Source organism: Streptomyces milbemycinicus, from assembly GCF_002154605.1.
GTDB lineage: Bacteria > Actinomycetota > Actinomycetes > Streptomycetales > Streptomycetaceae > Streptomyces > Streptomyces milbemycinicus.
The window spans coordinates 326-11,476 of record NZ_MUNE01000479.1; the positions used below are offsets into that span (position 1 = coordinate 326).

An 11,151-nucleotide genomic window follows, 5' to 3' on the forward strand; every position below is an offset into this window, starting at 1 on the left:
GGACACCGTGGTCCAGGGCCTCGACCGCGCCCACCAGTTCTCCGCGGCAGCGATGGGCCGGACCTTTCCGCCGGAGGAGCTGGAGACGACCGTGCTCGCCCAGCAGGCGGCGATGGCCCAGGCGCTGGGGATCGCGCCTGAAGTGCTCGACGAGGGCATCCGGCGCGCGCTCGGCGAAACCCCGGAGGGACAGCTGTATCCGCGGCCGGAGCGGGAGCGGGGCCTGGAAATGCTCGACCAGATGGACGCGCTCGACCTCTTCCCGGTCTACCGCCGCCTCACCGGCCCGGTGTTGATCGTCCGCGCGGGGCGGCTGGTGGCGCAGGGCGGCCCGCTGGCGTGGTTCGACGAGCTGATGGCCGCGTACGTCAAGGGCCTCGACCGCGACCTGGGCGAGCTCGCCGCCGCGCACCCTCACATCACCCTCGAAACCCTCGACGCGTCGCATGCGATGCTCCTGGAGCGCCCGAACGCGGTCGCCGAGCTGATCCGCTCCTTCACCGCCGGTCTGCGCTCGCGCTCATGACGGACCGACCGTGTCAGCCCTCGGTGAGGGTGGCCTCGATGCTGCTGGACCGTGGCCACCGCGGGTCCTGCCCGGTCAGCCGGGCGTACGTCCGCTGCCAGGCCGCGTCCGGGTCGGCGCTGCCGTCGAGGTGGACCGCGACGAGCTCGGCGATCCGCTCGGTGGCGGCCCGGGCCTGGGCCGGGGCGTCGGGGCGGCGGAGGGCGCTGCCGAGGTAGCCGAGGATGCGGTCGGCGGGGGCGGCGACGGAGACCAGGTCGCGGTCCGTCAGCAGACCGTCGGCCAGCAGCCGGTCGGCCCGCAGGGTGATCGCCCGCCAGTCGGAGGCCCTGAGCCCGTGCCGGACCATACCGCGGGCGATCTCGGGGTCCCGGACGGGACGGTTGCGGTAACTGGGGCGCGGGTCGGCCAGGATCGCGTCGGCGTGGCGGGCGGCGACGGCGGTGGGAGCCGTGGCGTGGCCGACCACCACCGACCAGAAGTCGAACGGCTCGCGGGCGTGCTCGGCCTCCAGATACGCCCAGTCGATGTCCGGGAAGAGCGCGAGCAGCCGCTCGGTGTCGACGAAGCCGCGGGTGACCCGGACCTTGCGCAACCGGCTCGCCAGCTTCTCCGTCGTCAGCTCGCGCTCCGCCCGCTGTTCGAGCGCGGCAAGGGGGTCGGCCGAGGCGAGGGCCTTCTGGCACATCTTGGTGACGGCCGAGCCCACCCGGCCGGTGGCCAACAGGGCGGACAGCCGGTGCGGACCGCCACGCCGCAGCATGTTCAGACAGCCCACAAGCTGCTCAGGGGTCTTGAACCGCCCGCGGTCATACTCGAACGCGGCCTCGATCAGCTCTGGTTCGGCCGCGTGCAGCAAGTCGGGGTAGGCGTTGCCCGGCACGCGGCGGAGCCGCATATCGACACTGCGCGCCTCGTACGGAGCGAGGGGCACCGAGCCGTCCAGGACCTGCCGGGCCTCCTCCGAACCGGTATAAAAATGCGGGGCGAGCAGGGCGAGGTGGATCTCGGGGTCGCCGAGGGCGAGCAGCGCGTGGTGGGTGGGCGGGTCCAGGTCGATCCACTCCGCCAGCATCATCAGCGCCTCGCGGTCACCGCGCCTGGTCAGATGCTCGACGACCGCCTCAGGCGCGGCCTGCCGCTGAGCGACCACGTAGAGCGCGAGCAGCCATCCCGTGTGGTCGGGCAACAACGGCATCAGCGTGTCCAGGATCTTGGCGTCTGGTGCCCGCCGCAGCACCTCCCCGGCCGGCCAGGTCCACTCGCGCCAACGCAGCAGCTTCTCCCGGTCGCGGCCGGTCACCTTGGCGTAGGGGACGATCCGCCGGGGGTCAGGAGTGGTGTCGGCGGCGCGCTCCAGCAGATCGGGCCAGGTGGCGTCGCGGTCCGCGCCGGGGAGGGTGCGCACCTCCTCCACGGCGGTCATCAGCCGCAGCCAGGCGTCCGTGTCGGTGCCGAGCGCACCCGCCAGGAAGGAGCACAAGGTCCGCTCCAACCCGTGCATGGCCGGGGATTCGGCGAGGAGCCACACCGGCATGGTGTATCGGGCGGGGATGACGGCGAGCAGGTCCGGGCCGGTGACCGTACCCGCGAACCAGGCCGTGTCCAGTTCACCGCGGAGCGATTCGACGATCCCCAGCTTGTCGCTCCAGACGCGGTCCTCGCGGAGCCTGCCCAGCACCCGGTGGGTGTCGGGCTGCGGCACCAGCCGCAGCGGGTCGGCGATCCCGCGGCCGTCCCAGGCTTCCCAGGCGTCGCGCGCCCAGGCCGGGAACCGGGCGCCCGGCCAGAAGGTGACATGCGTGTCGGCCAGACGGCGCAGCACGCCTTCGTCCGCGGGCAGCGGAGGAGCGCCCCGCGAAAGCCCGCGCAGTGTGTCGATCCCGGCCAGTGCCGAACGCCGTCCCGTCATCAGTGCCCCCCCGTGGTGCCCCGCCATACCGCTTGCCGTACTGATAACAGTCCATCACGCGGCACTGACAGAGCCGCCGCCCGGGCCGCGGGGCGGGGGAGGGAGCAGGGAGCAGGGGTTCGGCTTCAATGCCGTGCGGCAGCGGGTGAGGCTGCCGCCGGACATGCTTCTGGCGCCGGATGCGCGCCGGATGCGTCAGCGCAGGGGGGTGGCCTGGGCCTTCGCGTCCGTCCGTTCCGTCCGTGAGTCCCGCAGCCGGACCGCGTCGGCGATGCCCGCCTGGCGCAGCTCGACCTTGCGGACCTTGCCGCTGACGGTCATCGGGAAGGCGTCCATGACCCGCAGATAGCGGGGCGCCTTGTAGTGGGCGAGCCGGCCCCGGCAGAAGCGGGCCAGCTCGTCGCGGGTGAGCGATTTGGCGCCCTCCCGCAGGATGACGCAGGCCAGGATCTCCTCGCCGTACTTCTCGTCCGGTACGCCGACGACCTGCACATCGGCGATCTTGGGATGGGTGTACAGGAACTCCTCGATCTCCCGGGGGTACACCTTCTCCCCACCCCGGATGATCATGTCCTTGATCCGGCCGACGATCCGGACATAGCCGTCCTCGTCCATGATCGCGAGGTCGCCGGTGTGCATCCAGCGCCCCCCGTCGATCACCTCGGCGGTCCGCTCCGGCTCCTCCCAGTAGCCGAGCATCACCGAATAGCCGCGGGTGCACAGCTCACCGCGGGTGCCGCGGGGCACCGTCACCCCGGTCAGCGGGTCCACGACCTTGATCTCGAGGTGCGGCAGCACCCGGCCGACCGTACCGGTGCGATGGCGCAGATCGTCGTCGCGCCGGGTCTGGGTGGACACCGGCGAGGTCTCGGTCATGCCGTAGAAGATGGACACCTCGGCCATATGCATCTCGTCCACCACACGCCGCAGGACCTCAACCGGGCAGGTGGATCCGGCGATGATCCCGGTACGCAGGGAGGAGAGGTCGTACGAGTCGAAGTCGGGCAGCCCCAGTTCGGCGATGAACATCGTCGGGACGCCGTACAGCGAGGTGCAGCGCTCCTGCTCGACAGCCCGGAGCGTGGCGGCCGGGTCGAAGGTGGGGGCGGGGATGACGATGCAGGCGCCGTGGCTGGTGGCGCCCAGGTTGCCGGTCACCATGCCGAAGCAGTGGGAGAAGGGGACCGGCAGGCAGACGCGGTCCTGCTGGGTGTAGCCGAGCGTTTCCCCGACGGAGTAGCCGTTGTTGAGGATGTTGTGGTGCGAGAGCGTGGCGCCCTTGGGGAAGCCGGTCGTACCGGAGGTGTACTGGATATTGACCGGGTCGTCGCAGGTCAGCCGGGCCTCGCGCTCGATCAGCCGCTCCCGTGACACATTGGCGCCGGCGTGCAGCAGCCCGTCCCAGGTGCGGTCGCCGATGTAGATGACATCGCGCAGGGCGGGACACTCGGAGCGCACCTGTTCGACCATGCGGCGGTAGTTGCTGGTCTTGTGCTCGGTCGAGGAGATCAGTACGGAGATACCGGCCTGCCGCAGCACGAACGTCAGCTCATGGACGCGGGAGGCGGGGTTGATATTGACCATGATCGCGCCGATGCGGGCGGTGGCGTACTGCACCAGCACCCACTCGGCGCAGTTGACGGCCCAGATCCCGACCCGGTCGCCCTTGCCGACGCCCTTGGCCATCAGCCCGAGCGCGACCTCCTCGACGGACCGGCCGAACTCGGCGTAGGTCCAGCGGCGGCCGGTGGGGAGGTCGACGAGCGCTTCCCGGTCGGCGAAACGCTCTATGGCGCCGGCCAGGCTGGCGCCGATGGTGTCGCCGAGCAGCGGGACCTCGCCCGCCCCGCTCGCGTACGACAGCGCGGCGGTGGTCGCGGATGAGTCCGGTGGGCCTGATGGGTCGGCCGGGCGGTCGGTCATGAGTACTCCTCGTGATCGCGTGGTGAGTGCGGGTCGGTCATGAGGTGGTCTCCTCATCAAACTCGACACCATCGCCGCGCAGCGTGCGCTCGCGTAGCTCTATACGGCGGATTTTGCCGGACACGGTCTTGGGAAGTTCCGCGAATTCCAGTCGACGGACACGCTTGTACGGCGCAAGAACCGCCCTGGAGTGAGCAAACAGGACCTTCGCGGTCTCGGGCCCCGGCTCCCACCCCTCGGCCAGCACGACATACGCCTTCGGCACCGCCAGCCGCAGCGGATCGGGCGCCGGGACCACGGCGGCCTCGGCGACCGCCTCGTGCTCCAGAAGGGCGCTCTCCAGCTCGAATGGCGAGATCTTGTAGTCGGATGCCTTGAAGACGTCGTCGGCGCGGCCGATATAGGTGATGTAGCCATCGGCGTCGCGCGATCCGATGTCGCCGGTGCGGTAGTAGCCGCCCGCCGTCGCCTCGGCGGTCCGCGCCTCGTCACCCTCGTAACCGGTCATCAGACCGACGGGCCGGCCGGAGGGACCCGACAGATCGAGACAGATCTCGCCCTCGTCCCCCGGCTGCCCGGTGACCGGGTCGAGCAGGGTGACCGCGAAGCCGGGGCTGGGGCGGCCCATCGAGCCGACCTTGAGCGGCTGGCCCGGGGTGTTGGCGACCTGGACGGAGGTCTCGGTCTGGCCGAAGCCGTCCCTGATCGTCACCCCCCAGGCGCGCCGGACATGCTCGATGACCTCGGGGTTGAGCGGTTCACCGGCCGCGGCGGCCTCGCGGGGCGGGGTGCGCAGCTGGGTCAGATCGGCCTGGATGAGCATCCGCCACACGGTCGGCGGGGCGCAGAAGGTGGTCACCTCGCAGCGGTCCATCTCGGCCATGAGGCGGGTGGCGTCGAAGCGCGTGTAGTTGTGCACGAACACGGTCGCCTCGGCGTTCCACGGGGCGAACAGGTTGGACCAGGCGTGCTTCGCCCAGCCCGGGGAGGAGATGTTGAGGTGGACGTCGCCGGGCCGGAGCCCGATCCAGTACATCGTCGACAGATGGCCGATGGGGTACGAGATGTGGGTGTGCTGGACCAGCTTGGGGCGGGCGGTGGTGCCCGAGGTGAAGTAGAGCATGAGGGGATCGGTGGCCAGGGTCGGACCGTCCGGCACGAAAGGTTCGTCGGCGGCATCGGCCGTACGGGTGTCCCCGCCGGTCTCCGCGTCCGCGCCCGTGCTCGCGTCCGTGCCCGTACCCGTGCCCGCGTAGGCCAGCCAGCCGTCGGGCGCGCCGCCGACCGCGATACGCGTGTAGTCGCCGGGCACCTCGGCGAACTTGGCGGTGTCCTCGGCCCGCACGATCACATGCGCGGCGCGCCCGCGCTCCACCCGGTCGACCAGGTCGAGCGGGCCGAGCAGCGGGGTGGCGGGGATGACCACGGCCCGCAGTTTCATGGCCGCCAGCGCGGTCTCCCACAGCTCGGTCTGGTTGCCGAGCATGACCACGATGCGGTCACCGGCCCGCACGCCCCGCGCGCGCAGCCAGTTCGCGACCCGGTCGGAGCGGCGGCGCATGTCCTGGAAGCTGATCCGCGTCTCCAGGCCGTCTTCCTCGACGATATGCAGCGCGGTACGGTCGTTGTCCTGGGCAATCCGGTCGAACCAGTCGAGCGCCCAGTTGAACTCGGCCGGGCGCGGCCAGCTGAAACCCTCGTACGCCGCCGCGTAGTCGTTCCGATGGGCCAGGAGGAAATCCCGTGCCGCCCGGAAACTCTGAGTCGGGCCGTTTGCTGTCACATCTCCTCCTGATTGCTATGGCGCTCGCTAGCATCGTGCGACGGGTGATCTGAGTCTCACCACCCCCGGACGGGGGTGGTGGTATTTCGGGGAGGTGGCCGTGGCGGAATCGGACCGGACGGTGGATGTGCGGACGACCCTGCTACGGATGCGGCGGCGCGGCGCGCTGCCCGTGGCCTTCGGCGGGCTGTTCTCGAGCGCGCGGCAGTTCCGTATCTCCGAACTCGCCGGCACCACGACCAACTCCCTGCGCGGGCTCGCCGTCACCCCCGGCAACGGTCTTGGCGGCAAGGTCCTCACCATGTCCCGGCCGATCTCGGTGGTCGACTACCCGGTCTCCCGGGCCATCAGCCATGAGTACGACGCGGCGGTCGGCGCCGAGGGCCTGCGCTCGATGCTGGCGGTCCCGGTGGTGGTCCGCGGCCGGGTGCGCGGGGTGCTGTACGGCGCGCTGCGCCAGCCCCTGGCCCTCGGCGACCGGGCGCTGAACGCGGCGATGGAGGCGGCGCGCGAACTGGAGCACTCGCTGGCGGTGCAGGACGAGGCACAGCGGCTGATCACCGTGACCCAAGCGCAGCCCGAGGCGGATCCGGCGCTGTGGGAAGAGGTACGGGAGGCACACGGCGATCTGCGGGCGCTGGCCCAGCAGGTCACCGACCCGCAGCTGCGAGAGCGGATCCTCAGCGCCTGCGGACGGCTGGCCAAGGCCTCCTCGGGCGGCACGGCGGACACGGCGGCGCGGCCGGGGGTGGAGCTGTCGCCGCGCGAGGTGGATGTGCTGGCGTGCGTGGCGTCGGGCGCGACGAACTCGGCGGCGGCGGACCGGCTGGGGCTGCGGCCGGAGACGGTGAAGAGCTATCTGCGCTCGTCGATGCGGAAGTTGGGGGCGCATACGAGGCTCCACGCGGTGGTGGAGGCCCGGCGCGCGGGGCTGCTGCCGTAGGCCCGTAGGCCCTGTCGTCGAAGTCCCGGGTCCGGCGTGGCCCGGCGGCGCTTGCGCCCGGTGGGGCAGCCCGACCCGGTCCGGGTCATTTGGGACGTATATCCTTCCCTGAGGTCAGCGCCGCGTGCCCGCGCGCCCAGGCTTGAGGAGGTGAGGTCCGCGATGCACAGCGAAGAGCACCGTCCCCGGTCCCCGCGCTCACCGCGGAAGCCCTCCTGGCTGCGTCCCGCACGGGGCCGTGGCGGCTCCCACAGCCCCGGGTCCGGCTCCGGGTCGGCCCAGGGCACGCCGCCGACCGCGGATCCGCACCGCGGAGGCCCGGGTGCCGAGGCCGCGGCGGAGGACGACCGCAGTGTGGTCGACGCCGCGGTGTACCGGAACGGGCGCCGGGTCGGCACGCCCAGCTCGCTGGCCGCCACGTACCGGCGGCTGCGCGAGGAGCCCGGGGGCATGGCGTGGATCGGGCTGCTGCGGCCGAGTGAGGCGGAGCTGCTGTCGCTCGCGGACGAGTTCGATCTGCACAAGCTGGCCATCGAGGACGCGCTGGAGGCCCATCAGCGGCCGAAGCTGGAGCGCTACGGCGACACGCTGTTCGTGGTGCTGCGCGCGGCCCGTTACCTCGACGCGCCCGAGGAGGTCGACTTCGGCGAGCTGCATGTGTTCGTCGGCCCCGACTTCGTGATCACCGTACGCCACGGCGCCGCCCCCGACCTGTCGGCGGTGCGCCGCCGTATGGAGGCCGCGCCGGAGCTGCTGGCGCTCGGGCCGGAGGCCGTGCTGTACGCCATCCTGGACTCGGTCGTGGACGGCTACGCCCCGGTGGTCGCGGGCGTGCAGAACGATATCGACGAGATCGAGACCGAGGTCTTCCGCGGCCACCCCGAGGTCTCACGCCGCATCTATGAACTCTCCCGCGAGATGGTCGAGTTCCAGCGGGCGACCCGTCCGCTGGTGGGGATGTTGCACGGCCTGATGGCCGGGTTCGACAAGTACGGCACGGACGAGGAGCTGCGGCGCTATCTGCGGGACGTCGCCGACCACGTCACCCACACCAGCGAGCGCGTGGACGGCTTCCGCTCGGCCCTCACCGACATCCTCGCGGTCAACGCCACCTTGGTCACCCAGCAGCAGAACGCGGAGATGCGGGCGCTGGCCGAGGCGGGCTTCGAGCAGAACGAGGAGGTCAAGAAGATCTCCGCCTGGGCGGCCATCCTCTTCGCCCCCACCCTCGTCGGCACCATCTACGGGATGAACTTCGCCCAGATGCCGGAGCTGCACTGGGCCTTCGGATATCCGTTCGCGATCCTGCTGATGGCGGTGGTCTGTCTGAGCCTGTACGTGGTGTTCAAGCGGCGCGGCTGGCTCTGAGCCATGCTCGGTGCGCCGGGACCGGTCCCGGCGTCGATTCAGACCGTCACCGGCTCGAACCGCACATCCCGCTCCCCCGCCGCCGGGTCGGTCACCGTCAGCAGCCGCGCGCCCTCGGCCTCCAGGGTCTCCCGGTCGGCGGCGCCGAGCCGGACGAACGGGGTCACGCGCAGCGCCGCCGCACCGCGGGCGCGCTCGACCTTCCAAATCCCGGCGACGAAGCCGTCCACCAGGATCGTGCCACGCACGATGCCGTTGACGCCCATCACCGGCACCCGGTACTCATCGGCAAGGATGCGGGCGCGGTCGGCATGCGAGAGCAGCAGGTTGTCGAAGTCCGCCACGAAGCGGGCGGGGACGGGCAGGCCGGGGTCCGGGAGCGACGCGTCCGCCGGGTCGTACAGCTCGCGCCCGCTCTCGTCCCGGTACCTCCGCAGGCCGGGTCCCAGCCGCTCGACGACCTCGCGCAGCCCGGTCAGCCCGCACCACTTCTGGATGTCCGCGACGGTCGCGGGCCCGAAGGCCGCGAGATAGCGCAGCACCACAGCGTCCAGGGAGGGTTCGGCCTCCATCGGCCGTCCCAGCCAGTCCTCGACGGTCGCGTACCGGGGCCCGCCGCTCTTCCCCCACAGCCCACGCGGTGGCACCTGCACCAGCGGCGCCCACAGCCGCACCGCGTCGACCAGCGCGCCCGGGTCTGCGTCCGGCCACTGGGGGCCGAGTTCGGCGCGCAGCTCGGCCGGGCTCAGGGCACCGCGCGCGAGCAGCTTCCGCCCGGCCGCCACCAGCTCCTCCCGCGCCACACCGGTCAGCCCGGGCGCGGAGGGCGTGCCTCGGAACTGCTTGTCGAGCATGGGCTGGATGAGCGGCCGCAGCCGCAGCGCGTCGGCCGCGGAGACGAGGTGCACGGTGCCGCGCATCAGCACCATCCGCACCACCTCCCGCTCCCGCGTCAGGCGTGCCAACTCCTCGAAGGCGAAGCCGTCCAGGCGCGTCCACAAGCCGACGTACGGGGCGCCGGGCGCCTGGGACTGCATGCCGACAAGCCGCTCGATCACCTCGAGGGCGGTGAGGGACCCCGACCGGTTCAGCAGCAGTTGGCGCTCCAGCAGCGCCCTGTTGAGCGCTCGGGCGCCGAGCACGTCGTTCGTCATGCGCTCCACGCTACGAGTCCTTGCGGTCAGCTTCTGTCCTGGTCTGCGGCTCCACCCCAAGTCCACCGTGCGGTTGGTCAGTTGCTTGGCGGATACGAGGGCGTTCGCGATACTTGCCCGGGTGAAACCACATTCCACGCACAGCCCACGTCAGCGCACGGCCGCCCTCGGCGCCATAGCCGCCGCCGGCGCGCTGGCCTTCGCGATGACGTCCTCCGTACCGGCGAGCGCCGCGCCCCGGCACACCGGATCGCTCGACTACGTGGCCCTGGGAGACTCCTACGCCGCGGCGCCCGGCGTCCCCGAGCAGATCGACACCGCGTGCGCCCGCTCCAACGCCAACTATCCGCATCTCGTGGCCGAGCGGAACACGGCACGGCTGACGGACGTCACATGTTCCGGGGCGACCACCGCGGACCTGGCCCTCGCCACGGACACGGCCCCCGCCCAGTACGACGCCCTCAAGCGCGGCACCGACCTGGTGACCGTGAGCATCGGCGGCAACGACATCGGCTTCTCCGCCGTACTGGGACGCTGCGCCACGCTGGGCGCGGGAAACCCGACCGGAAGTCCCTGTCGCGACGACCTCACGCAGGGCGGCGACGACCAGGTGGAGCGGAGCATCGCCGCCACGGCACCGAAGATCTCCCAGGTGATCGCCGAAGTTCACCGTCGGGCCCCGCGCGCCAAGGTGGTCATGGTCGGCTATCCGTCGCTCTTCCCGGACAGCGGGGTGGGCTGCACGAGCCGCAGCGTCCCCTTCGCCGCCGGCGACTTCGGCTATCTGCGGGACAAGACGAAGTCGCTCAACGCCATGATCGCTCACCAGGCCGAGCTCGGCGGGGCCGGGTACGTCGACACGTACAAGCCCACCATCGGCCACGACATGTGCCAACCGGTCGGTGAGCGCTGGATCGAGAGCCTCGCTCCCGAGACTCCGGCGGCGCCGGCCCACCCGAACGCGCAGGGCGAGCAGGCCATGGCGGCAGCCGTGAACCGCGCGCTGGCCCAGTGCGGTGTCGTTCGCCGGGTCTGACGCGTCCCCGGGTCTGATGCTTCAGGTGGGGCCACGGCGGCAGGCCGGGCCCCACCGCAGCGTGAGCCTTGGAGGGAGCCGATCACAAGTTGACCGCTTGGCACACTATTTTGATCGCAAGTGACCACAACTAGCGTTTTCCCAAGCCCACTTGTGATTCGATGCCGTGCGACACGAACGGGTGAGCGACGGCGACGGGAGATTGCGCATGGACCGGCGAGGGTTCTTGAGGGGCACGGCCGCCGTGTCCGCCGCGGGACTGTTCTCAGCCATGGGCGGTACGGCCACGGCGACCGCCACACCGAGGCCACTGGCGGCCTCTGACTGGCTGTCCGGTATCGCCGACGCCACCCCCGTCCAGCGGCTGACGCTGCCCGGCACCCATGACTCCGGCGCCCGCTACGGCGGACCCTGGACGGAGTGCCAGAACACCACCATCGGCGACCAGCTGAACAGCGGCATACGCTTCCTCGACATCCGCTGCCGCGCCTTCGAAGGCGCCTTCC

Annotated in this window: 9 protein-coding genes and 1 pseudogene; 6 read left to right on the forward strand and 4 right to left on the reverse strand. The window is 71.4% G+C overall.

Going from position 1 to position 11,151, the window contains the following annotated elements:
- Window positions 1-296: hypothetical protein (locus tag CCN51_RS60215; RefSeq protein WP_425444785.1), on the forward strand; the 296-nt coding region annotated here is incomplete at its 5' end.
- Complete coding sequence (locus CCN51_RS60220) at window positions 230-526, forward strand: alpha/beta fold hydrolase (RefSeq protein WP_425444786.1); 297 nt, start codon at window positions 230-232, stop codon at window positions 524-526. The genes CCN51_RS60215 and CCN51_RS60220, both read left to right, overlap by 67 nt.
- A gap of 13 nt (window positions 527-539) precedes the next feature.
- Here the strand turns inward: CCN51_RS60220 and CCN51_RS34315 are convergent, their stop codons facing one another.
- The 3 genes from CCN51_RS34315 to CCN51_RS34325 form a co-directional block, all read right to left on the reverse strand.
- Window positions 540-2,438: a hypothetical protein gene (locus CCN51_RS34315; protein WP_086860488.1), complete on the reverse strand. Its 1,899-nt coding sequence runs from the start codon at window positions 2,436-2,438 to the stop codon at window positions 540-542.
- 195 nt (window positions 2,439-2,633) lie between these two features.
- Entirely contained in the window at window positions 2,634-4,361 is a 1,728-nt protein-coding gene (locus CCN51_RS34320) for an AMP-binding protein (protein ID WP_014175556.1), read from the reverse strand.
- A 37-nt stretch (window positions 4,362-4,398) separates the two neighbouring features.
- Window positions 4,399-6,144 carry an AMP-binding protein gene (locus tag CCN51_RS34325; RefSeq protein WP_014175557.1) on the reverse strand — a complete coding sequence of 582 codons (1,746 nt, stop codon included), beginning with the start codon at window positions 6,142-6,144 and terminating at the stop codon, window positions 4,399-4,401.
- A 100-nt stretch (window positions 6,145-6,244) separates the two neighbouring features.
- Here CCN51_RS34325 and CCN51_RS34330 point away from each other — a divergent pair, with 100 nt between their 5' ends.
- Both CCN51_RS34330 and CCN51_RS34335 read left to right on the forward strand, forming a co-directional pair.
- A complete protein-coding gene (locus tag CCN51_RS34330; RefSeq protein ID WP_014175558.1) occupies window positions 6,245-7,087 on the forward strand; it encodes a helix-turn-helix transcriptional regulator in 843 nt (280 codons plus the stop codon).
- Between the two features lie 162 nt (window positions 7,088-7,249).
- A complete protein-coding gene (locus CCN51_RS34335; RefSeq protein WP_014175559.1) occupies window positions 7,250-8,455 on the forward strand; it encodes a magnesium and cobalt transport protein CorA in 1,206 nt (401 codons plus the stop codon).
- 38 nt (window positions 8,456-8,493) lie between these two features.
- On the opposite strand, the gene CCN51_RS34340 is transcribed toward CCN51_RS34335, so the two are convergent.
- Window positions 8,494-9,609 (reverse strand): winged helix DNA-binding domain-containing protein, encoded by a 1,116-nt coding sequence (locus tag CCN51_RS34340; protein WP_043489795.1) that lies wholly within the window; start codon window positions 9,607-9,609, stop codon window positions 8,494-8,496.
- 121 nt (window positions 9,610-9,730) lie between these two features.
- Between CCN51_RS34340 and CCN51_RS34345 the strand changes: the two genes are divergently transcribed.
- Window positions 9,731-10,645, forward strand: coding sequence for an SGNH/GDSL hydrolase family protein (locus tag CCN51_RS34345; RefSeq protein WP_014175561.1), 915 nt, complete (start codon window positions 9,731-9,733; stop codon window positions 10,643-10,645).
- Window positions 10,646-10,853: 208 nt separating this feature from the next.
- Window positions 10,854-11,151 (forward strand): annotated as a pseudogene (locus CCN51_RS34350) (phospholipase); the annotation flags it as partial.

What these genes read in the sequence shown, in the direction of transcription:
- CCN51_RS34315 (WP_086860488.1), bottom strand. Translation starts at nt 2,438, where the DNA reads ATGACGGGACGGCGTTCGGCACTGGCCGGGATCGACACACTGCGCGGG.
- CCN51_RS60220 (WP_425444786.1), top strand. Translation starts at nt 230, where the DNA reads ATGCTCGACCAGATGGACGCGCTCGACCTCTTCCCGGTCTACCGCCGC.
- CCN51_RS34335 (WP_014175559.1), top strand. Translation starts at nt 7,250, where the DNA reads ATGCACAGCGAAGAGCACCGTCCCCGGTCCCCGCGCTCACCGCGGAAG.
- CCN51_RS34340 (WP_043489795.1), bottom strand. Translation starts at nt 9,609, where the DNA reads ATGACGAACGACGTGCTCGGCGCCCGAGCGCTCAACAGGGCGCTGCTG.
- CCN51_RS34320 (WP_014175556.1), bottom strand. Translation starts at nt 4,361, where the DNA reads ATGACCGACCGCCCGGCCGACCCATCAGGCCCACCGGACTCATCCGCG.